Source organism: Mycobacterium sp. 141, from assembly GCF_000382405.1.
Lineage (GTDB): Bacteria > Actinomycetota > Actinomycetes > Mycobacteriales > Mycobacteriaceae > Mycobacterium.
Genome location: NZ_KB908266.1, coordinates 74,021 through 96,535 on the forward strand (window position 1 = coordinate 74,021; position 22,515 = coordinate 96,535).

Annotated in this window: 24 protein-coding genes and 2 pseudogenes; 9 read left to right on the forward strand and 17 right to left on the reverse strand. The window is 64.8% G+C overall.

The window, feature by feature from the left end; genetic code table 11:
* Nucleotides 1–446: 446 nt before the first annotated feature.
* Entirely contained in the window at nt 447–932 is a 486-nt protein-coding gene (locus H276_RS0115960; RefSeq protein ID WP_019972304.1) for a hotdog fold domain-containing protein, read from the forward strand.
* A gap of 68 nt (nt 933–1,000) precedes the next feature.
* Here the strand turns inward: H276_RS0115960 and H276_RS0115965 are convergent, their stop codons facing one another.
* From H276_RS0115965 to H276_RS0115985, 7 genes and pseudogenes are all read right to left on the reverse strand, one after another.
* Complete coding sequence (locus tag H276_RS0115965; protein WP_196807936.1) at nt 1,001–2,536, reverse strand: carboxylesterase/lipase family protein; 1,536 nt, start codon at nt 2,534–2,536, stop codon at nt 1,001–1,003.
* Complete coding sequence (locus tag H276_RS25690) at nt 2,469–2,948, reverse strand: hypothetical protein (protein ID WP_369758493.1); 480 nt, start codon at nt 2,946–2,948, stop codon at nt 2,469–2,471. Before H276_RS25690 ends, H276_RS0115965 begins: the two co-directional genes overlap by 68 nt.
* The gene (locus H276_RS25695; protein WP_026357062.1) at nt 2,888–3,502 is read right to left on the reverse strand and encodes a GMC family oxidoreductase N-terminal domain-containing protein; all 615 of its coding nucleotides are present in this window, start codon (nt 3,500–3,502) and stop codon (nt 2,888–2,890) included. The genes H276_RS25690 and H276_RS25695 overlap by 61 nt, the downstream gene beginning before the upstream one ends.
* Nucleotides 3,436–3,819, reverse strand: coding sequence for a hypothetical protein (locus tag H276_RS25700; protein ID WP_369758490.1), 384 nt, complete (start codon nt 3,817–3,819; stop codon nt 3,436–3,438). The genes H276_RS25695 and H276_RS25700 overlap by 67 nt, the downstream gene beginning before the upstream one ends.
* Nucleotides 3,820–3,976: 157 nt before the next feature.
* A complete protein-coding gene (gene mftF / locus H276_RS0115975; protein WP_019972306.1) occupies nt 3,977–5,389 on the reverse strand; it encodes a mycofactocin biosynthesis glycosyltransferase MftF in 1,413 nt (470 codons plus the stop codon).
* Complete coding sequence (gene mftE / locus H276_RS0115980) at nt 5,386–6,030, reverse strand: mycofactocin biosynthesis peptidyl-dipeptidase MftE (protein ID WP_196807932.1); 645 nt, start codon at nt 6,028–6,030, stop codon at nt 5,386–5,388. The genes mftF and mftE overlap by 4 nt, the downstream gene beginning before the upstream one ends.
* A 147-nt stretch (nt 6,031–6,177) precedes the next feature.
* Nucleotides 6,178–6,539 (reverse strand): annotated as a pseudogene (locus H276_RS0115985) (alpha-hydroxy-acid oxidizing protein); the annotation flags it as partial.
* A gap of 732 nt (nt 6,540–7,271) precedes the next feature.
* Between H276_RS0115985 and H276_RS0115995 the strand changes: the two are divergent.
* Together H276_RS0115995 and H276_RS0116000 are read left to right on the forward strand one after the other, a co-directional pair.
* Nucleotides 7,272–7,787: an RNA polymerase sigma factor gene (locus H276_RS0115995; RefSeq protein ID WP_019972309.1), complete on the forward strand. Its 516-nt coding sequence runs from the start codon at nt 7,272–7,274 to the stop codon at nt 7,785–7,787.
* The gene (locus H276_RS0116000; protein WP_019972310.1) at nt 7,784–9,112 is read left to right on the forward strand and encodes a VOC family protein; all 1,329 of its coding nucleotides are present in this window, start codon (nt 7,784–7,786) and stop codon (nt 9,110–9,112) included. The genes H276_RS0115995 and H276_RS0116000 overlap by 4 nt, the downstream gene beginning before the upstream one ends.
* 134 nt (nt 9,113–9,246) lie before the next feature.
* Here the strand turns inward: H276_RS0116000 and H276_RS0116005 are convergent, their stop codons facing one another.
* Nucleotides 9,247–9,693, reverse strand: coding sequence for an Lrp/AsnC family transcriptional regulator (locus H276_RS0116005; RefSeq protein WP_019972311.1), 447 nt, complete (start codon nt 9,691–9,693; stop codon nt 9,247–9,249).
* 118 nt (nt 9,694–9,811) lie between these two features.
* Here H276_RS0116005 and ddaH point away from each other — a divergent pair, with 118 nt between their 5' ends.
* The 3 genes from ddaH to H276_RS25535 all read left to right on the forward strand — a co-directional run bounded on the left by ddaH (nt 9,812) and on the right by H276_RS25535 (nt 12,131).
* A complete protein-coding gene (ddaH, locus tag H276_RS0116010) occupies nt 9,812–10,666 on the forward strand; it encodes a dimethylargininase (protein WP_196807933.1) in 855 nt (284 codons plus the stop codon).
* Nucleotides 10,667–10,668: 2 nt separating this feature from the next.
* A complete protein-coding gene (gene rocD, locus H276_RS0116015; protein ID WP_036461201.1) occupies nt 10,669–11,904 on the forward strand; it encodes an ornithine--oxo-acid transaminase in 1,236 nt (411 codons plus the stop codon).
* A 98-nt stretch (nt 11,905–12,002) separates the two neighbouring features.
* Nucleotides 12,003–12,131, forward strand: coding sequence for a hypothetical protein (locus tag H276_RS25535; protein ID WP_019972314.1), 129 nt, complete (start codon nt 12,003–12,005; stop codon nt 12,129–12,131).
* Nucleotides 12,132–12,170: 39 nt separating this feature from the next.
* Here H276_RS25535 and H276_RS0116025 read toward each other — a convergent pair whose 3' ends face one another.
* From H276_RS0116025 to H276_RS0116065, 9 genes and pseudogenes are all read right to left on the reverse strand, one after another.
* The gene (locus H276_RS0116025; RefSeq protein WP_019972315.1) at nt 12,171–12,974 is read right to left on the reverse strand and encodes an SHOCT domain-containing protein; all 804 of its coding nucleotides are present in this window, start codon (nt 12,972–12,974) and stop codon (nt 12,171–12,173) included.
* A 69-nt stretch (nt 12,975–13,043) separates the two neighbouring features.
* Entirely contained in the window at nt 13,044–13,826 is a 783-nt protein-coding gene (locus tag H276_RS0116030; RefSeq protein WP_019972316.1) for a cutinase family protein, read from the reverse strand.
* Nucleotides 13,827–14,068: 242 nt separating this feature from the next.
* The gene (tuf, locus tag H276_RS0116035; protein WP_019972317.1) at nt 14,069–15,259 is read right to left on the reverse strand and encodes an elongation factor Tu; all 1,191 of its coding nucleotides are present in this window, start codon (nt 15,257–15,259) and stop codon (nt 14,069–14,071) included.
* Between the two features lie 165 nt (nt 15,260–15,424).
* Nucleotides 15,425–17,527, reverse strand: coding sequence for an elongation factor G (gene fusA / locus H276_RS0116040; protein WP_019972318.1), 2,103 nt, complete (start codon nt 17,525–17,527; stop codon nt 15,425–15,427).
* Between the two features lie 86 nt (nt 17,528–17,613).
* A complete protein-coding gene (rpsG, locus tag H276_RS0116045; protein ID WP_018601866.1) occupies nt 17,614–18,084 on the reverse strand; it encodes a 30S ribosomal protein S7 in 471 nt (156 codons plus the stop codon).
* Nucleotides 18,084–18,458 carry a 30S ribosomal protein S12 gene (gene rpsL, locus H276_RS0116050; RefSeq protein WP_003881867.1) on the reverse strand — a complete coding sequence of 125 codons (375 nt, stop codon included), beginning with the start codon at nt 18,456–18,458 and terminating at the stop codon, nt 18,084–18,086. Before rpsL ends, rpsG begins: the two co-directional genes overlap by 1 nt.
* A gap of 318 nt (nt 18,459–18,776) precedes the next feature.
* Nucleotides 18,777–18,911, reverse strand: a pseudogene (locus H276_RS24185) (TetR/AcrR family transcriptional regulator); the annotation flags it as partial.
* A 34-nt stretch (nt 18,912–18,945) separates the two neighbouring features.
* Nucleotides 18,946–19,461 (reverse strand): DUF3558 family protein, encoded by a 516-nt coding sequence (locus tag H276_RS0116060; protein WP_019972320.1) that lies wholly within the window; start codon nt 19,459–19,461, stop codon nt 18,946–18,948.
* Nucleotides 19,462–19,463: 2 nt separating this feature from the next.
* Nucleotides 19,464–20,015, reverse strand: a complete 552-nt coding sequence (locus H276_RS0116065; RefSeq protein ID WP_026357065.1) for a DUF3558 domain-containing protein — start codon at nt 20,013–20,015, stop codon at nt 19,464–19,466.
* A 175-nt stretch (nt 20,016–20,190) separates the two neighbouring features.
* On the opposite strand from H276_RS0116065, the gene H276_RS0116070 reads away from it, so the two are divergent.
* The 3 genes from H276_RS0116070 (at nt 20,191) to H276_RS0116080 (ending at nt 22,139) form a co-directional block, all read left to right on the forward strand.
* A complete protein-coding gene (locus tag H276_RS0116070) occupies nt 20,191–20,604 on the forward strand; it encodes a DUF3060 domain-containing protein (RefSeq protein ID WP_019972322.1) in 414 nt (137 codons plus the stop codon).
* 93 nt (nt 20,605–20,697) lie between these two features.
* Nucleotides 20,698–21,459, forward strand: coding sequence for an SDR family oxidoreductase (locus H276_RS0116075; RefSeq protein ID WP_019972323.1), 762 nt, complete (start codon nt 20,698–20,700; stop codon nt 21,457–21,459).
* 95 nt (nt 21,460–21,554) lie between these two features.
* The gene (locus tag H276_RS0116080; RefSeq protein WP_019972324.1) at nt 21,555–22,139 is read left to right on the forward strand and encodes a DUF1707 domain-containing protein; all 585 of its coding nucleotides are present in this window, start codon (nt 21,555–21,557) and stop codon (nt 22,137–22,139) included.
* The last annotated feature ends 376 nt before the right edge of the window (nt 22,140–22,515 follow it).

Below are 22,515 nucleotides of genomic sequence, written 5' to 3' on the forward strand. Positions count from 1 at the left end.
ACATCGGCCGGCCGTCCCGGGACGAACCCGTCGGGCCTGGTGCCCCGGCGCGGATCGCGCCGAGATTTGCCGCCGCTGTTTACCTGTCTATGGTCCACCGGCCCCCGCGGTCGGGCGTGTCGCCCTCGTGCACACTCGCCCGCTCAGGAAATCCGTCACGATCGAGGCTGGGACCGGATGCGTCCGTTTGGACGCCGGTCGGATGCCCGGCCAGGGAGTACCTGGCGCAGGGCAACCCGAACAGTATGCCTTAGATCCCAGCCCGCTCCAAATCCCTGGTCAAACGACTTCCTGCAGCATTGGGAGCATGGGCCGAGTACTCGTACGCGCCGAGATTCACCTCAGGGACAGATTAGCCGTCGGATCTGTCCCTGAGGTGAATCTCGGCGCATCGGGCAGGCGTCCGCCGACCGCAACTTATCTTACTTCTCAGTAAGATTGTTGCCATGACCCCCGTATCAGGGACGCCGACCAGCACCTATCGAGCATGGCAGCAATTGGCCGGCAAGCCGCTTGGCACCAGGCTGTTCTCCATGGCAGCGGCCGCCCGGGTCCCCTATTTCGCCTCAATCGTGCCGCACGTCGTACGCATGGAACCCGGCCTGGCCGAGGTGACGGCGCCGAAGTGGTTCTTCGTCTACAACCACCTGCACACCGTGCATGCCATCGCGGCGTGCAATGCCGCCGAGATGGCCATGGGCATGCTGATGGAGGCGACGGTGCCCACCAGCCACCGGTGGATCCCCAAGGCGATGACGGTGAGTTACCTCGCCAAGGCCACCACCTCGTTGCGCGCGACGGCACGGCTCGATCCGCCGGACTTCGCGCACATCACCGAAGGCACCGACATCGTGGTACCCGTCAGCGTCACCGACCGCCACGGCGTCGAGGTCGTGCACGCCGACATCACCACCTGGGTCACCCCGGCCTGACGCTCTACTCGAAGTACGTACCGTGACCTTGCCGCGGTGTCAGTATCGTCAGCGGCCTTTCAATATCGTCAGCGGCCTTTCAATCCAGCCCAGAACGAGCACTGGTGTTCCTGCGCGAATCCGTCGGCCATGTGGCTGCCGTCGGCCTGCAACGACATCCGGACTGCCGGGCTGGGCGTGCCGACAGAGGCCGGCCATCCCGGACTGCCGGTGGAGACGAATCGACTCCAGTCGTCGACCATGGCGTCGGACAGCTTCTGCTGAGCCGGATTCAGGGGCGGTGCACCGCCGATGTCGAACAGATACCGCAGCTCCAGCGAATGGCTCGCGCCGACCGGGAACGGCAAGGTTCGCAAGGGCTCTGGCGCCGGAGCATCCCGGTCGTTGAATTCATAGACGTACACCGGTCCCGGCAGCGCGCCTGCCATCCGGTCAGCCACGCAGGCGAAATCGCTGTCGGTGACTGTCGCTGAATACGCTTGCGCCACACCACCGTACCGACTCGCGGGATACTGCGCGGCGACCTTGTCGGCGTCGGCGCCGAATGTCTCGGCGAGCAGCCTCGGGTAGTCGTCGGGAGTAAAGCGCTCCCCCTGCAGCAGGTATCGCAGCGCCACGAACAACGTGAACTCGTCACGGGTGGTGCCGATCAGCACCGGCACCCGGGCTGCCTGCCCAGCCGCAAATGCCGCTAGCGGCGCAACCGGCAGCACCTTCGTTCCGGTGATCGGACCGGTCAGTTCGTCACTGCCGATGTTGTAGTACCAGACCGGTTTTCGCAGTCGGTCTACCGGAAGGGAGCGCAGGCAGACCGCGGCGGTGGCCGGGTCCGGGCAACCGACGGCCGCAGCGTAGTCGAGACTGCGGCGTTGCGCGGTCGCCAAGTCCGCCTGCGCCTGGCACGGCGCGCTCATGAGGATCGCCGCCCGAAACAGTCCTGCAGAGCCGGGAGCCACGAGATGGTCGCACACCGACATGCCGCCGGCGGATTCACCGGCAATGGTCACCTGGTCGGGGTCACCACCGAACTGGGAGATGTTGTCGTGTACCCACTGGAGCGCCGCCTGCTGGTCGGTCAGCCCGTAGTTACCGATATCGCCCGCGGGCCCGAGCGCGGGGTGAGCCAGGAATCCGAGCGTGCCGAGGCGATAGTTGATGGTCACGACGACGATATCGCCGCGCGCCACCAGCCAGCGCGCGTCGTAAACCCCACTGTTGCCGTTGACGAAGGCGCCGCCGTGGATCCACACCATGACCGGCCGGCGTTCGCCGGACACCGGCGGTGTCCACACGTTTAGACTCAGACAATCCTCGGAGGTGTTGCGCCCCCGTTCGGGGTCTGCCGACGGGTCCTGGACGCATCGGGGGCCGAACCGGGACGCGTCGCGCACCCCCGACCAGTCAGGGGCCGGAACTGCCCGCGCGAATCGCAACGGTCCGACAGGCGGTGCGGCGTAAGGAATTCCGGCGAATAGCCGGTGGTCGATCGCCACATTGCCACGCAATATTCCCTGCGCGACGTGAACAAAGGACGGGTCACCGGTCGGCACTGGCGAACCCGCTACCGTGCGACCCGCTCCGCGGGCGCAACCGGCAAGGGCCATCGCCGCCGTGAAGACGATCACGGCGGCGATGGCCGTGAGACGACGGCTCGACTGGCACACCTTTGCTGGCTGCACAGTCGCCGAGCCTAGCCGTTTGCGATCCGCCATTCCGATACCCGAACTGGCGGCGGTCACACACGTGGTTATTTGACACCCGTCTAATGCTGTTTGGGAGAGTTTCCGCACGAGCGCCCGCGATGATCGCGTGCGGCCCAGGGCTGGTGATCGCCGGCATGATCGACCTGTCCACCACCCGAGCACCGGCACCCATCGGGGCCGTACCGGCAAGGTGCTGCGACGTCGACCACGACGGTTCGCCGACTTCTACAGTGCCACTGAGTAATTCACGGATCAGAGCAGTTCCGTCGCGCAGCGCCACCACATCTTCTGCCCTGGTGTCGGAGCGGTGCACGATGATCGGTGAAGCTGACGGATCAGCCGACGCCAGCCGTACGCGGCCGCGTGAGCGCCATCCCGAGGTGCCGCAGCTCTGCTGGAGCATGACCGAGCCCGTGGACCTTGGCGGCGAACCCTGCGGTGTACGCCGGACCTCGACGCCCCCGCCGTGGTCAGCACGACCTCCACCGGAGGCCGGTCATGGGTCGGCGGCCAGCCGACAGGCGGCACCCATTCCGGATGGTCCACCGTCGAGGTGCCGACGGGTAACCCGGCCACGACCGCGATCCCCAATCGCTCGAGGTCGGCCGCTGGACCAATACCGGAGAGTATCAAGAGCTGAACCGATCCGATTGCACGGCCGCACAATATAATTCGATCTGCAGCGAGGATCTCACCGCCCATGCGCCCGGCACCGACGGCGCGGCCCTCGAGATTGTCGCGGTGCCGCGCGGGCTGGCAGGTACGCACCGCCGACCCTGGACGGGTGCCGCCGTCGATGTTCAGTGGCACGGCACCCACCCCGGCCCGCAACGCCGCGTCAGCGTCGGATCCGTTGAAATCGGGCAACCAGCCGAAGCCTGCCCCAGTCGCCGCCGATACGAGAGAGGCCCGACAACCGTCGCAGTGACCGGGCAGCCCGCGGCAGAAATAGCCCCGTTGACTGTTCCCGAGCCGCCGACGATCGACCCGCAGATGATCTCAGCGGGGCGGGGCGAGTGCTCGGTCGAGGCTGACCGGTACTGGCGCACCACGCCGCTCGCGGTGCCGATCGGACGCCGCAGCCCGTCGCTGATCTGGGTGGCGACGCGGGGATCTGAGGGGGCCGGGCCGGCCTCCACGACGCACACGTGGCAGTCGGGGTCGGCGGAAAGTCGTTCGGCCAAGACTGATCCGGCGCTGCCGGTGCCGACGATTCAGAATGTCACTGCGGACGTGAGGAGCAAAAAACACACTGCGGACGTGAGGAGCAGAGATAGTAGCGCGGACGTGAGGAGCAAAAAACACACTGCGGACGTGAGGAGCAAAAGTAATAGCGCAGCGCTAACTCCGCAGCTGCGGTTTGAGCGCGCCGAAATTGCGCTCGCGGACAACGCCGGCCCACAGCCCCGCCCCGTAGGCGATGTCATCGAGGCGCTTGAGCAGGATGTGGGTCAGCAAGCCGACGGGCTTGGTGTCGTCGTCAGCGTTGCCGCGCCTGGTCGCCCAGTCCACGACCCCGTCGACCACCGCCGCCAGCAACACCGCCTGCCGTGCTCGGCGGAAAAGCAGCGCGGCGACCAGCGCAATGGGCCAGTAATGCCGACAGATCGCCGAGCACAACTGCAGCGCCGCAGACCACAGTCCGGTGGCGGTCACCACGGCGACGTCCCTGGGCTCCGTGTCGACCGTGCTGAGAGAACGCGCGATGCGACGCCCGGTCATGACGGCAACGACCAGCGACGCCAGGTAGCCCACACACGAGCCGATCGCCAGCAACAACCAGACCACCAAGCTCCAGCCGGAGATCACCAGCGGCGCCGTCTTGCCGGGATGCCGCACTGTCAGCGGAGCTGCCGATGTGCCGTAGAAGGCTTTGCGACTGAGCCACTCTCGAAGATCGGTGCGATGATCGTGGACGACCACGGCGATGGGCTCATACCGCAGCCGGGCGCCGGCCTCGACAAAACGCCAGCACAGATCGACGTCCTCGCCGGACTGCATGGTCTCGTCGAATCCACCGACCGCGACCAGAGCCGACCGCCGGCAGATGATCGCAGCGCTAGGTACATAGGACACCGTTCCGTAGGGCACCACCGGCGCCTCCCGCACACCCAGGTCGAGCGAGGAGCGCACAGCCTCGTACCGAGCAACCAGGCTGTCCGTGGTGCGCAGCCCGACGATCCTCGGCGCCACGAGCGCGACGGCGGGATCGCAAAAGTGTCCCAGCAAAGCCTCAAGCCAGCCACGGCGCGGGACGACGTCAGAGTCGAGGAATGCCACGAAGTCTGTCTCGCAGGCTGACAGACCGCTGTTGCGAGCAGCGGCAGGTCCTTTGCTGTGAGCGTGCCGCAGCACTTGGACATCGCAGTGCATAGCGGCGAATTCGTCCGCCGACACTGGGACTGCGGAGCCGTCGTCGACCACGATGACCCGCAGCCCGCGCAGCGTTCCGATCAACCGATGTAACCCAGAAACGTTGTCGCGTACTGGAATAACCACGGTGACATCGCGATGCGACGGCCCGCTCGCCGGTCGCGGGTGGGCTACGGTGGCATCAAGCAGGGTCCGCGCCAGTTGGGCACTGACAGCGTCGTGCACCTCGAGGCGACCGCCGTTGAGCATGGTTTGCGCATTCGGCGCCAACCGCAGCAGACGCGTCGGCGATCCGCCGAGCAGAGCCGCCCCCGCACCGAGCACCTTGACTCGGCGATCCACCTGCACGGCAAAGCCGTCGGGCAGCCTCGGACCGGTCATGTCAGCATCCCGTTCCGGTCAGGCCGCCACCGCCGGATCCGGCCGATGCACCCCTCTACCATCTCAGCAAAGATACGTTCCCCCTCGGACGCAGTGGCGGTGGTCGGATCACCGAGTACTCCGACCGCGCTGACCGCGGCCATGCCGCCGCGGCGCAACTGCGGCATCGATTCTGCCAGTGGTGCGGTGTTCCCCGGCACGAACTCGTCGCACCGCACATCGCTCGGTGCCATGTGTAGCAATACAGAAGGCTCCGTATGACCGGCATGGACGTCAGCGTCAGCCGTCATGCACGGCACCCCACCGACGTCGCGCCCCTCGGACCGAAGCAGCCCCGTGGCCGCCGCCATCGCTGCCGCGTTTCCCCCGTGGCCGTTGACGAACACCAGCCGCGACACCCAGGTCATGGCTGATCTGCCGTACTCCATCAACAAACCGGCAATTCCGTCGAGGCGCTCCACTGCAGCAGGCTCAACTGCCGAGGCGATGCGCGTATCGGTGTCCAGCGGCAAGTGCGGTCCGTGCTGTTCGGTAGAACCGACCGGGATTACCAACATGGATGACACGTTGCGTAGCTGCCTCGATGTCGAGTTCCCGAGCTCGCTGGGGGAAGCCACGTGCCGATGGTAGGCCGAATTCACCTGGCGTGCGCGAATTGTTGACGCATCAACAGCGGTCGATCCCCCGGAACTTTTCCGCCGGCCCCCCAAAGCCATCACGTGCGCCTCTCCAGCCACCTTTGTCACGAGGAGGTTACGCGTTACGAGCCGCCCCGGCCAGTCCCCTGGTCAATTGCCAGTGCTCGGTGGCACCCCCAGCGTGCGCAGAAATCCCAGCGGCACCAAGACGTCATTGGTTGTCAGGGCGTGGATCGAGGCCTTCCTCAGCTCACGCAACGCCGAGTCGATCCCGCCGACAGGACGTTCTCCACGCCGGCCTGCCCTTTGGCCGCCAGACCCCACAGGCGGGCCCTACCGATCATGACCGTGCGAGCACCCAATGCCACGGCCTTGACCACATCACTGCCTCGGCGTACGCCATCATCGAGCCAAACCTCGACCTGGTCGCCGACCGACTCGGCAATGGCGGGCAAACACCGGATCGTCGCAGGCGTGTCGTCCAGGTTGTTGCCGCCATGGTTGGACATCGTGCCCCAAGCCGATCAGCACGATAGTTCTCTTCTTCAAGGAACGAAAGCTTGTGGGTACCAAGGTGATACAGCAACGCACGAAACGGCTCGATCCGCACCCGGGCTGGACGTGCTGGCAACGTTGCCAGCGTCATACGCAGGCGAGTGCCGAATCGCCGTCCCGAGTGAGCGGTTCGATCAGCACTATCGGCGTTTGCGACATGAATCTTGTTGTACTTCCACGACATTCCTCAGCCACATGCACAGTGAACGGATACAGCAGGTACATGTCGCCCGGTAGCCCCGTCGCGTGAGCAACCCGCCGGCCGCAACCAGCCTTGCCACCATCGCACCCGCCGTGACCGCGTCCACCGACTCTCCACACAAGACCGTCGCAACGTCGCGGTGCGATCCCAACCGGATGCGGGTCGGCGCGTCGTCGGGCCCCACCTCTGACGGAACGGAAACCGCACCGGGATGTCCCCAGCGTGCGGCGGGGCTGCCAACCACCGACACCGCGCACCGCGTCGAGAGTTGTGCAGGCGACAGGCCGATCTGCGCTCACAGCAGATCCCTTGCCTCCTCGTCGATCTCGCGAGGCACCGCCTGCTCCACCTTGACGAACCCGTCCCGGATGAATGCGTCGACATCGATCACGTCATCCACCATCGCCCACACGCGATCCGAGACGCGAATGGATTTTCGTCGAAATTGGGGTGTCGGAGTTGCGGCCTCAACGGCGACGATAGAGATGTGAGCGCCGAAACAGACGCTCCGCGGGCACTGCTAGCGCTCTACGACGAGGCGCTTCCGGTGGTGTACGGATACTTCGTCCGGCGCTGCGGTAACCGCGGAACTGCCGAGGATCTGACGTCGGAGACATTCCTGGCGGCGATGGATGCCGCCCGCAAACCGTCCCCGCCGCAGCTCTCGGTGCCATGGCTGATCGGGGTGGCCCGGCACAAGCTGGCCGACCACTACCGGCGGCGCCACGACCGATTCAGCATTCCGGTGGCCGAACTGCCCGAACCGGTCGACCCGGTCGATGACTGGGATGCGGAGTTGGACCGCATCGTCGCCGAAGGCGTGCTGGCCCGGCTGCCGGAGCAACATCGCACGGTGCTCGCCCTGCGATACATGGACGACTGCACAGTGCCCGAATGCGCCGAGTTGATCGGTCGCACCGTGCATGCCACCGAAGCTCTGCTGGTGCGGGCCCGCCGGGCATTTCGAATGCAATACCCAGGACCGGAAGGAGGGAAGTCATGATCAACAATCGTGACCCGTTGACCGTGCTGGCTGACGCCGACCTCCCGCTTGCCCCGGACCCTCAATTCGCCGCCCGGCTGCGCACGCGTCTGGAATCGGCTCTCACACTTCCGAATCGAACTCAAGGAGTTGTCATGACCGGAACCGATAACGCCATGGCCGCACTGGCCTCTGAATCGGCCGCCACATCATCTCCGCGGCCCGCCGCCACATCATCTCCGCGGCCCGCCGCCACATCATCTCCGCGGCCCGCCGCGGTCCCCTACCTGGCCGTGCCCAACGCCCGCGCCGCCATCGCCTGGTACGTCGAGGCGCTCGGCGCGGTGCAGGTCGGCGAGCCGATCGTGATGGATGACGGCCGCATCGGCCACGCCGAACTCACACTCGCCGGCGGCGCACTGTACCTGGCCGACGAACTTCCCGAGATGGGTTTGAAAGCCCCGGCACCGCAGGCGAATTCAGTGAGCCTGTTGCTGCAGGTGACCGACACGGATGCGGTATTGAATCGGGCCCGCCGACATGGCGCGCAGGTGCAACGGGAGCCATACGAGAACTATGGATCGCGCAACGCGACCATCATCGACCCGGCTGGTCACCGCTGGATGCTGACCGGGCCGTCTACCGGTTCACCGGCGCTGATCCAGCACGGCGATGTCGGGTATGTGTCGGTGTGGGCCCCCGACCCCGATAAGGCCGCGGCGTTCTACGGACATGTCCTGGATTGGATCTATGACCCGGTCGCCCGCAAGGTCACCAACACCGTGCAGCACATCGGGATCTATCCGATGCCGGGTGCGCCCACGCTGTTCTGCTGCTACGCCGTCGCCGATCTGGACGCGGCCCGGCAGGCCATCACCGCGGGCGGCGGGGTCGCCGGAGAAGCCCAGCCGATGGAATTCGGCACGGTCCTGGACGCCACCGATCCCAGCGGTACGGCCTTCGCGGTGTTCCAGCCGTCCACCGAAGTCCCCCGTCCCGCCCTCAATGGCACAGGGCCAGGAGAACTTTCGTATCTCACCTACGAGGTGACCGATTCGGCAGCGTTCAAGGAGTTCTACGGCCGAGTGTTCTCCTGGACGTTCGAACCGGGCCATATCGACGACGGCTGGGGCATCCAGGGCAGCCAGCCGATGTCAGGCATGGCCGGGGGCAACCCAACCACGACCACCGTGCCGATGTGGACCGTCACCGATATCGATGCCGCGGTAGCCCGGGTGCGGGAGGCCGGCGGAACGGTGCTGCAGGAACCGACCCAGCAGCCCTACGGATTGACGGCCGAGTGCGCCGACGACCAGGGCAGCCGGTTCTACCTCGGCCAGTTCTGATCGCGAGCAGATGTAGACCCGCCTATTGTTGGGCCGGTGTAGTCGGGCGATCAGAGCACCGATCGTCTGCCCGAGCACCGACGCGGGGCTTTCTACCCGATCATCGCGCGATGTACGCCGGCCGACATGTGCGATTACGGCGTCGCGCGTTGGATGAGGTTCGAGAGCACCACGATGCTCTCACTGCGTTCGATGTCGGTGCTCGCCCGAATGCGTTCGAGCACCTCTTCCAGATGCCGCATATCCCGCGCGAGGATGTGCAGGATCGCATCCGCAGTCCCGGTTACGGTTGCCGCACTGACGATTTCGGGAATATCACCCCAGGCCGCGCGCAGCTCCGCAGGCGCGATGGTGCCATGGCAGAACACCTGGACATAGGCCTCGGTTCGCCACCCAAGCACATTGCGATCAACCAGGGTGGTGAAGCCGCGGATCACCCCCGCGGTGACCATGCGGTCCACCCGCCGCTTGACCGCAGGGGCCGACAGATTCACCTGTTGCCCGATCTCCGCGTAGGTGGCCCTGGCGTGCGCGGCAAGCCCGGCAAGGATCTGTTCGTCGGTCTCGTCCAGATGTTCCATATCAGACCCCGATCCACGCAACAGAACGTCGTATCTGTGTTTATTGTGCAACGTATCGATGGTAGACACGCAACAGGCAGCAATTGATTGCGTGTCGGCACGTTCATATCGTCGATTCATGACAACTCTTGGCGAGGTCATGCCCATCTCCGATGCCACTACTTCCACGCCGCGCCGAGCCGTCACCCGCAGCTATGCCATGACCGAGCCTCGGTACTTCGCCGTGGAGTACGCGATCAATCCGTGGATGGACACGTCGACACCGGTCGACCCGCAGCGAGCGATGGATCAATGGGACGCCCTGCGTCGGATGTATCTCGATCTCGGCCATACTGTCGACCTGGTTCCGCCACGCCCCGGTCTACCCGACATGGTCTACGCCGCCAACGGTGGCATCGTCGTCGGCGATACCGCCGTGGTGGCGAAGTTTGCTTACCCACAGCGCGCCGCCGAGGCCGACGCCTATGCCGACTGGATGACCAGTCGAGGTCTGGCGCCAATCCACACCTGCCATGTCAACGAGGGGCAGGGCGACTTCCTCCTCGTAGGATCAACCCTGTTGGCGGGGTGGGGTTTTCGTACAGAACGCGACGCGCATGAGGAAGTCGCGGCCATCACGGGACTGTCGGTGGTCAGCCTGGAACTGGTCGACCCGCGTTTCTACCATCTCGACACCGCCTTGGCCGTCCTCGATGACACCACCATCGCCTACTATCCGGCGGCTTTCACCGACGCCGGTCGGTGTCGGATAACGGAGCTGTTTCCCGACGCCATCGAGGTCGCCGGCGCCGACGCGAATGTCCTCGGTCTCAACGTCGTCTCCGACGGACGCCACGTCGTGATGCCTTCGGCGGCAACAGGTTTCGCGGAACAACTTCGCTCCGCCGGATTCGAGCCGATCGGCATCGATCTCAGCGAACTGTTGAAAGGCGGCGGATCCGTGAAATGCTGCACCCTGGAGCTGCACCCGTGAGCATGCTGCATGGCATGGACTCCGACGTGGTCAGTGCCGCCATCGCACTCGACGAGCGTTATGTCGCACACAATTACGCCCCCTTGCCGGTGGTGGCCGCCAGCGCCGAGGGGGCCTGGATCACCGATGTGACCGGCCGGCGATATCTGGACTGCCTGGCGGCGTACTCGGCGGTGAACTTCGGCCACCGCAACCCCGAGATCATCGCTGCGGCGCACGCCCAGCTGGACACTCTGACGCTCGTCAGCCGCGCATTCCACGCCGATCGGCTGGCACCGTTCTGCGCCGCGCTGGCCGGGCTGTGCAACAAGGACATGGTGCTGCCGATGAACAGCGGTGCCGAGGCCGTCGAGAGCGGCATCAAGGTGGCCCGCAAGTGGGGCACCGACGTCAAGGGCGTCACTCCCGGCCAAGGCAATATCGTGGTTGCCCACAACAACTTCCACGGTCGCACCACCACCATCATCAGTTTCTCCGATGACGAGACGGCACGCCGCGGCTTCGGCCCCTACACGCCCGGGTTCCGCTCGATACCGTTCGGCGACGCCGATGCACTGACCGAGGCGGTCGACGACAACACGGTCGCGGTACTCATCGAACCCATCCAGGGCGAGGCGGGCATCATCGTCCCGCCCGCCGACTTCCTGCCGCGGGTACGCCAGATCTGCACCGAGCGCAACGTACTGATGATCGCCGACGAGATCCAGTCGGGCCTCGGCCGTACCGGCCGCACCTTCGCGTGTGAACACTGGAACGTCATCCCCGATGTCTATCTGCTGGGCAAGGCGCTGGGCGGTGGTGTGCTGCCACTGTCGGCGGTGGTGGCCGACCGCGATGTGCTCGGTGTGCTGCATCCCGGCGAGCACGGTTCGACCTTCGGTGGCAACCCACTGGCCGCCGCGATCGGCAGCACCGTGGTGGCCATCCTGCAGCGTGGTGAATTCCAGTCCCGCTCAGCTGAACTCGGCGCGCAGCTGCATGCCCGGCTGCGGGCATTGCTCGGCCACGGCGTGCTCGCGGTACGGGGCCTCGGCCTGTGGGCGGGTGTCGACATCGAACCAGAGCTGGGCACCGGCAAACAGCTGTGCCTGGCCCTGGCCCAACGCGGCGTGCTGGTCAACGATACCCACGGCTCAACATTGCGGTTCGCGCCGCCGTTGGTAGTCACTGCTGATGAGATCGACTGGGCCGTCAGTCAATTCGCCGACGCCCTCGCCGAAGCGCGCCAGTCGCGTTAGCCGCCGAGCAGACGCGGCGGCACCCGAACCACGGCGTGTCGCGTACCGCCGTGTCTGCTCGCGGAAGACCACGCCCGCATGGACATACGATCGACCGCATGGTGCGTTTCCTGGTGCGGGTGGCAGTCTTTCTCGGTTCCGCGGCAATCGGACGGCTGGTGACGGCGCTGGCTACGCTGCTCCTGCCGATGCTGTTGGTCCGGCGCAAAGCCGGTGAAGCAACTTAGCGATAGTCACCACCGCTACGGATCACAAATGATCCACTGCTATAGCTCCGCGATGATCTGCTGCCGCTTGGCTGAGTACTCGGCGTCGGTGATGACACCGGTGGCGCGCAACGTCTCCAATTCCTGCAACCGTTGCGCGGTCAACGGTTGGGGAGCCTGCATGGTCGGTGGGAGTGGAGTCTGTTGCGCGGTAGTGCGGCGCACCACATTTATGACTTGTTGGCGCACCACAGGATTGGACCTGATATCGACGGCACCGGTCATCGGTACGTTGTTGGCCTTGAGGATCCGCAGGATCTCCAACAGCGGGCCGGCTTGTCCGGACAGATCATAGGTGCGGCGGTCCTCGTCCACAGTGAACTGGGCCGGCACCAGTCCGCCTACTAAAGCGCTTCGTTGCCAATCGATTTGATAGTCGTTGGTGGCAGGGTCAACCAGGACGACCAGTTTGCGTCCGGTGATCAGCGGCAGTCGCGTCACGGAGGCGATGACGCGGTCCCGACTCTCGAACGGTGCCAGCCCAGGACCTTCGATGCGCAGGTCGAGCTTCACCAACGGCTGATCATTGATCTGAGTGCCGGTCTCGGCGATGCCGATGACTTGGGCCAGCGCAAGGACACCATCCTGCTCCAAGAACTGCGACTTGGCCGCGGACTTGGCGCCGTAGTTCGTGATGGCCAGGGCTATCAGGACATCCGCCGCGGTGATGAGCAGACCGGTCCAGAACATCCACCGCAGCAAGCTCGCCTCGCCGATCGCGAAATACACGACAAGAAAAATCGGCCCGACCAGACCGCCGCAGAGCAGTACCCACAGCTGAGCCTTCAGATATCGCCCGATCATCTGGCCCTCCCCAGAACGCCAACGCGAAATTGTCCGTCAGAGTATCGCCCACTCAGCCGCGAGCACCGGTCACATCGGCGGTCCGACAGGCGTGAGCTGGCTGACCGACACCGTCGGAGCCAGCAGTTGATACAGCGGCCAGGTCCACGCGTACCCGCCGGCACGCGAACGACCGTAGCCCGTGTGAATCGCCACGCCCGCAGGAGTCACATCGTCGTCATCTGAAATGGCATCGCAGACTGGATCGCCCACATCGCACACGCTGATCGTGCGGGATCCGACAGACAGCGGCAGCGGGGAGGTGGGCGCATGCGCCATGATCGGCCACTGCTGTGCCATTCCCATCCCTCCCCCGGCCTGCGCCGCGGTAGCGCTACCCAGGTTGTACGTCGGGTCGGCCGGCAACCGATCACCATCGGCGACCAACAACACGGCGGCCAGATTCGGACTGCTCGCGAGCGTTTGCAGATTTCGGTGCACCACCATCGCGCCTTGGGAGTATCCGGCCAGCACCACCTTGGTGGATGGGCACTGCTGGGTGAAGGCGGCGTACTGATTGGCCAACGCGGTGACCCCGGTATCGACGCTGTTCATGAAACCGGCCCAGCCCAGCAGATTGCCCGTATCGGGTACGGCCACCGCCGGATAGTTGACCGCCTCGGCGGTGACGGTGCGACCGTCGCGTTGGACCTGCCGGGAAAGATCCTGCAGGGACTGGTAGATCACCCGGCCCATCCCGCCATTGGCCGTCGGATTGTTCCGCTCGCCCGAGCCGGCGGCACCGATCCAGTGCACGTCAGGACATCCCGGGGCGGCATGCGCTGGAGCAGCGGACAAGCCCGCCAGCCCCATGACACCGATAGCGGCACATACCGCCACAAACGGACGATGGAACACAGCGACCCCCTGTTTTTCCACAGACAAAGCTAGCTTACCTAGGAAGTCGCCTCAGAAGTCACAGGCGTTACACCGCTCGCAACCGGCAAACAAAAGCGGCGCCCACCCGAAGGTGAGCGCCGCTTTCTGCGAGCGTCAGATCAACAACTACTTGTTGATCACGTAGGCGGGCCTACTTGTTGATCACGTAGGCGGGCCTACTTGTTGATCTTGGTAACCCGGCCGGCGCCGACGGTACGGCCACCCTCGCGGATCGCGAAGCGCAGGCCCTCATCCATGGCGACGGGCTGGATCAGCTTGACGGAGATGTCGGTGTTGTCACCGGGCATGACCATCTCGGTGCCCTCCGGCAGCGTCACAACACCGGTCACGTCGGTGGTGCGGAAGTAGAACTGCGGACGGTAGTTGTTGAAGAACGGCGTGTGGCGGCCACCCTCGTCCTTGGACAGGATGTAGACCTGGCCTTCGAAATCGGTGTGCGGGGTGGTGGTGCCGGGCTTGACCACAACCTGGCCACGCTCGACGTCCTCACGCTTGATGCCGCGCAGCAGCAGACCGACGTTGTCACCGGCCTGGCCCTGGTCGAGCAGCTTGCGGAACATCTCGACACCGGTGACGGTGGTCTTGGTCGTGGTCGGGCGGATGCCGACGATCTCGACCTCTTCGTTGACGTTGACCACACCACGCTCGACGCGGCCGGTGACCACGGTGCCACGACCGGTGATGGTGAAGACATCCTCGACGGGCATCAGGAACGGCTTGTCGGTCTCACGAACCGGATCCGGGATCGACTCGTCGACGGCGTCCATCAGGTCCTCAACCGACTTGACCCACTTCTCGTCGCCTTCCAGCGCCTTGAGCGCCGAAACCCGAACGACAGGGGCGTCCTCGTCGAAGTCCTGCGCGGCCAGCAGCTCGCGGACCTCCATCTCGACGAGCTCGATGAGCTCTTCGTCGTCCACCGCGTCCGACTTGTTCAGCGCGACCAGGATGTAGGGCACACCCACCTGGCGGGCCAGCAGCACGTGCTCGCGGGTCTGCGGCATGGGGCCGTCCGTGGCGGCGACCACCAGGATGGCGCCGTCCATCTGGGCCGCACCGGTGATCATGTTCTTGATGTAGTCAGCGTGACCGGGGGCGTCCACGTGGGCGTAATGACGCTTGTCGGTCTGGTACTCCACGTGGGAGATGTTGATGGTGATACCGCGCTGACGCTCCTCAGGCGCATTGTCGATCTGGTCGAATGCGCGCGATTCGTTCAACTCCGGGTACTTGTCGTGCAGAACCTTGGTGATTGCTGCAGTAAGCGTGGTCTTGCCGTGGTCAACGTGACCGATGGTCCCGATGTTGACGTGCGGCTTCGTCCGCTCGAACTTCGCCTTCGCCACTGTGGTGTCCTCCTGGACTTGTTGGTGCTTTGTCTTAAAGCAGTATTGATGTGTTCAGTTGTGCGGTCTGCGAGGCTACCGGGTCACTGGCCCGTCGCCTTCACTCGGATCGACTGCTCGACTCCGGCTCAGTTGGCGCCTCGGCCGCAAGCGGCCTTCAGTGCTTTACTGACCCGTCGCCTTCGCGATGATCTCCTTCGACACGTTCGCCGGAACTTCAGCGTACGAATCGAACACCATGGAGTAGTTCGCCCGGCCCTGGGTCTTCGACCGGAGGTCGCCGACGTAGCCGAACATCTCCGACAGCGGCACCTGCGCCTTGACGACGCGCGCACCACTGCGCTCCTCCATGGCCTGGATCTGACCACGGCGGGAGTTCAAGTCGCCGATCACCTCGCCCATGTAGTCCTCAGGCGTGATGACCTCGACAGCCATGATGGGCTCGAGAATGACCGGCTGCGCGGCCTGCGCGGCCTTCTTCAGCACCTGCGAGCCGGCGACCTTGAACGCCATTTCCGAGGAGTCGACCTCGTGGTAGGCGCCGTCGAGCAGCGTGACTTTCAGGTTCACCAGCGGGTAGCCGGCCAGCACGCCGTACTGCATGGCGTCCTGCGCACCGGCATCCACCGACGGGATGTACTCACGCGGGATGCGGCCACCGGTGACCTTGTTCTCGAACTCGTAGGTCGCACCGTCCTCGCCGTGGAACGGCTCCAGGTCGATGAGCACCTTCGCGAACTGGCCCGAGCCACCCGTCTGCTTCTTGTGGGTGAACTCGACCTTCTCCACCTTGCGGCGGATGGTCTCGCGGTAGGCCACCTGCGGCTTGCCGACGTTGGCCTCGACCTTGAACTCGCGGCGCATGCGGTCCACCAGGATGTCCAGGTGAAGCTCGCCCATGCCGCCGATGACGGTCTGGCCGGTCTCCTGGTCCAGGTGCACCTTGAAGGTGGGATCCTCTTCGGCGAGCTTCTGGATCGCGGTACCCAGCTTCTCCTGGTCACTCTTGGTCTTGGGCTCGATGGCCACCTCGATGACCGGGTCCGGGAAGGTCATCGACTCCAGCACGACCTGGTTGTTCGCATCGCTCAAGGTGTCGCCGGTGGTGGTGTCCTTGAGACCGATCACCGCGTAGATGTGACCCGCACTGGCCGTGTCCACTGGGTTTTCTTTGTTGGCGTGCATCTGGAACAGCTTGCCCAGACGCTCCTTCTTGCCCTTGGTGGCGTTGATGACCTGCGCGCCGGACTCGACCTTGCCCGAGTACACACGCACGTAGGTCAGTTTGCCGAAGAACGGATGCACGGCGATCTTGAACGCCAGCGCGGCGAACGGCTCGTCGGTGGACGGACGACGCAGGATTTCCTCGTCCTCCTTGCCCGGGGCGTGGCCGCGGACCGATTCGACGTCCAGCGGCGACGGCAGGTAGTCGATGACCGCGTCGAGCATGGGCTGCACGCCCTTGTTCTTGAACGCGCTGCCACACAGCACCGGGTACAGCTCGCTGGATACCGTCAGTTTGCGGATCGCGCCCTTGATCTCGTCGATGGTCAGCTCTTCGCCGCCCAGGTACTTCTCCAGCAGCGCCTCGTCCGTCTCGGCGACGGTATCGAGGAGCTCGGCACGGTACTCGGCGGCCCGCTCGGCCAGTTCCGCGGGAATCTCGACGGTCTCGTAGCTCTCACCGAGCTTGGTCTCGCCACGCCACACCTTGGCGTTCATCTCGACCAGGTCGACGATGCCCTCGAAGTCGTTCTCGGCACCGATCGGCAGCTGGATCACCAGCGGCTTGGCACCGAGGCGGTCCTTGATGGTCTGCACGGTGAAGTAGAAGTCCGCGCCCAACTTGTCCATCTTGTTGACGAAACAGATACGCGGGACGTCGTACTTGTCGGCCTGTCGCCACACCTGCTCGGACTGCGGCTCGACGCCTTCCTTGCCGTCGAAGACGGCGACCGCACCATCGAGCACGCGCAGCGAGCGCTCCACCTCGACGGTGAAATCGACGTGCCCGGGGGTGTCGATGATGTTGATCTGGTTGCCGTTCCAGAAGCACGTCACAGCGGCGGAGGTGATGGTGATACCCCGCTCCTGCTCCTGCTCCATCCAGTCGGTCGTGGAGGCGCCGTCGTGCGTCTCGCCGATCTTGTAGTTGACGCCGGTGTAGTAGAGGATGCGCTCGGTCGTCGTCGTCTTGCCGGCGTCGATGTGCGCCATGATGCCGATGTTGCGGACCTTGCTCAGGTCAGTCAGCACGTCCTGTGCCACGGAAGTCTTCCCACTCTTTCGCTTGCTTGATTAGGTGTTCGATTACGCGCCCACTGGCACCCGACTCTGGATGCCGGGCGCGGATATCACCAGCGGTAGTGCGCGAAAGCCCGGTTCGCTTCGGCCATCTTGTGGGTGTCCTCGCGACGCTTGACCGCGGCACCCAAGCCATTGCTGGCGTCGAGGATCTCGTTGGCGAGGCGCTCGACCATGGTCTTCTCGCGACGGGCCTTGGAGAAGCTGACCAGCCAGCGCAATGCCAGCGTGGTGGAGCGATCGGGGCGCACCTCGACCGGGACCTGATAGGTCGCGCCACCGACGCGGCGGCTACGCACCTCGAGAGCGGGCTTGACGTTGTCGAGCGCACGCTTGAGGGTGACGACCGGATCGGTGCCGGTCTTGTCGCGGGCCTGCTCCAGCGCACCGTAGACAATGCGCTCGGCCAGCGACTTCTTGCCGTCCAGCAGGACCTTGTTGACCAGCTGGGTGACCAGCTGCGACCCGTAGACCGGATCGTTGACCAACGGACGCTTCGGCGCGGGACCCTTGCGCGGCATCAGCTCTTCTCCTTCTTGGCGCCGTAACGGCTACGGGCTTGCTTGCGGTTCTTGACACCCTGGGTGTCCAGCGACCCGCGGATGATCTTGTAACGGACGCCGGGGAGGTCCTTCACACGACCGCCACGCACCAGCACCATCGAGTGCTCCTGCAGGTTGTGACCCTCACCCGGGATGTAAGCGGTGACCTCAACCCCGCTGGTCAGCTTCACGCGGGCAACCTTACGAAGCGCCGAGTTCGGCTTCTTCGGGGTGGTGGTGTACACGCGGGTGCACACGCCGCGGCGCTGCGGGCTGCCCTTGAGGGCCGCGGTCTTGACCTTCGCGACCTTGTCGCGGCGACCCTTGCGGACCAGCTGGTTGATGGTTGGCATGTACCGGCTTTCTGTGTGTTGCTTTGTGCTGCTCTGTCGTTCTTCAAGTCTCTGTACTGCGGGTTCCCCCCGGGTACGTACCCCGCGCCCGGGCGTGTCGCACGCGCCCACGTCGGAATAATTCCGATACGTGTTAGACATGCAAATTAGCCCGGCGTGCGGGCACGCTTGCGAAAACACTCAGCCGCATGCGCCTTTCCGGCCAGGCACGATCCACCACAATACCAGGGCCGACCGCGCCGAACCAAACTCGTACGCAGTCGACTAATCGCAGGTCAGAGCCTACGCCTATCGCCGCTCCATACCAGACGCCGAGTGCAACAGCATCCGGGTGAACGCCGAATACCGGCCGGGATGGTGGTGGGCACAGCTGCGATAGGCGCTGGCCATCGCCACGATGGCGTCCTCGCGGGTACGCCCCTGAGCCACGGTGTTCAGCATCGAGATGATGTCGGCCGTGAAACTGTAGTCCGTCCGACTCGTCGTTTCAGTTCACGCGGCCCTGGCTGACTTGGGCGAGTTGCTCGGTGATCGTGCACAGATCCGGCAAGACGGCGGGGTTCATCGACTGGATCGACCAGGTGATGACGTCAGCGCCCTTGCTGACATAGATGCTGCAGACGTTCGCGTCGGCCGCTTTGAAGCTTTTGTTCCCGTTGAGGGACAGCTCGGTCAGCGTGCGCCCGGCGTGTTCTTCCAGCGCCCGCTCGGTGTCCATGTCACTCCCCCGGTACCACCAGGTGGAGATGCCCATGCCAGCACCGAAGGTGCCGAGCACGGTGTTCTCCTGCCAGAAGCAGCCCGAGTCGTTGACCACGGTCTTGGTGAACATCGGACCGGCGGCCTTGGTCACGTCGGCATCGGTGACGCCGTTGCAGTCCGTGGCGTGGAAGCCGCCGCCGGCTACGGCCGCCGGCGGCAAGTCCGGGCGCTCCGACGTTCCACACGCCACCAGCACCAGCGCACCGAAAGCGGCACCTGCGATCACGGTGCGCGTAACCATGGTCAGAGCTCCGCCTGCAACGTCTTGGACAACAGCATCTGAGCGTCCTGGCACGGATCGCCGCCATTCTGGCCGCGGTACTGCACCCACCAGCTGAGCACGCCCGAACCCGCCGCTGCGGTGGCGGAGCACGCCGCGCCGGTAACGTCACGGCGCGCCAGGAATGCCTGATGGCGGTCGACGACAATGTCGGTGATCTGCGCTTTCCGATCTTGGGCCACCGCATGCTCACGCTCAAGAGATCCCGATTCGAACCACGAGAACACCACGTCGAGCATCAGCGGCGCAGCGTTCGGCCCGCCCCTGCGCGACAGCACGTACTGACAGACCGCGCCGCTGTAGGGACGGACGATGTTGTCCGCCTTGAGAAATTCCTGGACCGAGGTGTCGCCCAACAGACCGCATCGGTCATCGACATATCCGTAACCACGGTCCGAGCCCGCGCTACCGGCGTCGGCCCGCTGCGCCGTCCCGCTGACGATGTGCGAGCACCCCGCGACAGTCACGATCGCGGTGACCGCCACGGCAGCAGCCTCCACAACACGCCGACGCATCGGACAACACGCTACCGAGCACTGTGAACTCACGCGACTAATCACCCAGGCACACCGAACCGACCAAGAGCCGCCGAAGCGGTGGCATCGCAACGTACGCTTCCCTGCATCAGATGTCGTGACACCGGATTAGACCGAAGGGCAACACCGTCGCGTGATCGGAAAGTGAGAGAACATGCATAGCTACATCACCGGGATCATCGGCGTCGTTGCGGCGGGTGCCACGGTTTGCGCGCTGTCCGCATGCGGCAGCTCGGACAACAAGAACAACTCTTCGCCGTCAGCGACAGCCGGCAGTTCGGGTCTCAACGTCGAAATCGGCAACACGATCAACTACGCGTCCGTCGGGACGACTGCCGACATCGATTGCGCCAACGGCAAATCACTCACTGTCGGTGGTACCAACAACACCCTGACCGTCAAAGGCACGTGCGCCAGCGTCAACATCGGCGGTTCGGACAACAAGATCACCTTCGAGCAGATCGACAAAGATCTGGCCGTGCTCGGGTTCAACAACACCGTGACCTACAAGGCCGGCGACCCGAAGGTTACGAACACCGGCAGCAACAACACGGTCAACAAGGGCTGACCGGGTCCCGGGGCAGCTACTGGTCCTCGTCCGGTTCGACGAGGCAGTTCCGCGGGGGTGTCGTTTTTCCTCCACGCATCTAGCCTGGAGAGCATGCCTCGGTGCGTATTGGTCACCGGCGCCACCGGAACGCTCGGCCACCACGTGGTGCCGGAGGTGACGGCCGCCGGTCATTCCGTCCGGGCCCTGAGCCGCCACAAGCACATCGGATACACCGGCGTGCATTGGTGTCAGGGCGATCTCAGCGCGGGGACCGGACTGGACGCCGCGCTCGACGGCGTCGACGTCGTCGTCCACTGCGCGACTCAGCCCACCGGCAACAAGGACGTCAGGGCCACGGAGAACCTGATCGCCGCAGCCGACCGAGCCGGCATCGAGCATCTCGTGTACATCTCGATCGTCGGGATCGACCGCATCCCGCTGCCCTACTACAAGGCCAAGCTGCGGGCCGAGGAGGCACTGGCAGCTTCGGACATCGGCCACACGGTCGTGCGCGCGACGCAGTTCCACGAACTGATCGAGAAGATCTTCGCCGTCCAGCGATTCTCGCCGGTGCTGTGCGCCCTGCGGGGTGTGCGGTTCCAACCGATCAGCACCCGGGACGTCGCTGCCAGATTGGTCGAATTGGTCGATTCCGCGCCAGCCGGTCGGGTGGCCGATATCGGCGGTCCCGAGGTGCGCGATCATGACGAATTGGGTCGTATGTACCTTGCGGCACGGGCGAGCAGGCGTCGTGTGGTCAGACTCACGCTCGGCGGCCGCATTGTCGCAGGTTACAAATCAGGTGCCAATTTGGTCCCCGATAATGCGGTCGGCGCCACAACTTTCCGGGATCACCTCAGTTCAGCCCAATAAAAGTATTGACAGGTTCCCGGTTCGCTGCTGAGACCGACGGCACAGTTTGGTCAACCGTCTTGCATGTACCGACGTTCGTCGTAGGCTCGTGCCTGATGAGCACTTCAGCGCCGCAGAACCGCTCGACGCGAGCTGCCGACACCGATCGGATTCAGGTGGCGCAGCTGCTCACTGACGCGGCGGCCACAGGTCGACTGCCCATGACGGAGTACGAGGACCGGTTGACCAAGGCTTACTCCGCGCAGACGTATGACGATTTGGCCCGGTTGAGCAATGATCTGCTCGGCGTTATTCCGTGTCCCAATGGTGCCTGCCATCCCGCACCATCGACTCTACTGCTGGCCATCATGAGTGGATTCGAGCGCCGCGGCCGCTGGAATGTGCCGAAGAGACTCACCACATTCACGCTTTTCGGCGGCGGTGTTGTCGATATGCGCTACGCCGATTTCACCGCACCTGATGTCGAAATCCGGTCCTATTCGATTTGCGGCGGGCAGACCATTCTGGTGCCGCCGGAAGTGAATGTGGATATCGGTGGGCACGCTGTTATGGGAAGCTTCGCCCATTCGGTCAACGGCGAGGGTGCCCCCGGCGCCCCGCGGGTACATATCCGCGGCTTCTCACTGTGGGGCAGCGTCGGGATCAAACGCAAGAAGCGACGCAACCAAATCGAAGAATAACGACACCCAAACGGGCCGCTCTTTCTGCGTCACATACCGATCAGCGGTTGCAGGTTGTAGCGACCACTCGCCGGCATATCGGCCGAATCCAGTACAAACTTTGCCGACAGCCGCTCGCAAACCGACGACTACGGCACCACATCGATTTCCCAGCCAACGCTCACCAGCCGCCCAGTGCGCACTCGTAGGCTGGATTTTCCACGGCTCGCCATCCGCTCGGAATCCGTTGCTGGACAAGACGTTGTGTCCGGCCGCGTATCGCGCCATCCACCGCGTTCATTCCGGTGGAAGGCCCTTCCCCCCGAGGGCCGGGCGTGCGGCACTCGGCCCGATTCCCCGGGTGCCGCACGTCTACAACGGGCGAATCCCCTCCCAC

Bases quoted from the DNA above. Each gene is read 5' to 3' on its own strand.
- H276_RS0115960 (WP_019972304.1), top strand. From the start codon at position 447: ATGACCCCCGTATCAGGGACGCCGACCAGCACCTATCGAGCATGGCAG.
- H276_RS0115965 (WP_196807936.1), bottom strand. From the start codon at position 2,536: ATGGCCCTTGCCGGTTGCGCCCGCGGAGCGGGTCGCACGGTAGCGGGT.
- mftF (WP_019972306.1), bottom strand. From the start codon at position 5,389: ATGACCGGTCCGAGGCTGCCCGACGGCTTTGCCGTGCAGGTGGATCGC.
- H276_RS0116000 (WP_019972310.1), top strand. From the start codon at position 7,784: ATGATCAACAATCGTGACCCGTTGACCGTGCTGGCTGACGCCGACCTC.
- H276_RS0116005 (WP_019972311.1), bottom strand. From the start codon at position 9,693: ATGGAACATCTGGACGAGACCGACGAACAGATCCTTGCCGGGCTTGCC.
- ddaH (WP_196807933.1), top strand. From the start codon at position 9,812: ATGACAACTCTTGGCGAGGTCATGCCCATCTCCGATGCCACTACTTCC.
- rocD (WP_036461201.1), top strand. From the start codon at position 10,669: ATGCTGCATGGCATGGACTCCGACGTGGTCAGTGCCGCCATCGCACTC.
- H276_RS25535 (WP_019972314.1), top strand. From the start codon at position 12,003: ATGGTGCGTTTCCTGGTGCGGGTGGCAGTCTTTCTCGGTTCCGCGGCA.
- H276_RS0116025 (WP_019972315.1), bottom strand. From the start codon at position 12,974: ATGATCGGGCGATATCTGAAGGCTCAGCTGTGGGTACTGCTCTGCGGC.
- H276_RS0116030 (WP_019972316.1), bottom strand. From the start codon at position 13,826: ATGGGGCTGGCGGGCTTGTCCGCTGCTCCAGCGCATGCCGCCCCGGGA.
- rpsG (WP_018601866.1), bottom strand. From the start codon at position 18,084: ATGCCGCGCAAGGGTCCCGCGCCGAAGCGTCCGTTGGTCAACGATCCG.
- rpsL (WP_003881867.1), bottom strand. From the start codon at position 18,458: ATGCCAACCATCAACCAGCTGGTCCGCAAGGGTCGCCGCGACAAGGTC.
- H276_RS0116060 (WP_019972320.1), bottom strand. From the start codon at position 19,461: ATGGTTACGCGCACCGTGATCGCAGGTGCCGCTTTCGGTGCGCTGGTG.
- H276_RS0116065 (WP_026357065.1), bottom strand. From the start codon at position 20,015: ATGCGTCGGCGTGTTGTGGAGGCTGCTGCCGTGGCGGTCACCGCGATC.
- H276_RS0116070 (WP_019972322.1), top strand. From the start codon at position 20,191: ATGCATAGCTACATCACCGGGATCATCGGCGTCGTTGCGGCGGGTGCC.
- H276_RS0116075 (WP_019972323.1), top strand. From the start codon at position 20,698: ATGCCTCGGTGCGTATTGGTCACCGGCGCCACCGGAACGCTCGGCCAC.
- H276_RS0116080 (WP_019972324.1), top strand. From the start codon at position 21,555: ATGAGCACTTCAGCGCCGCAGAACCGCTCGACGCGAGCTGCCGACACC.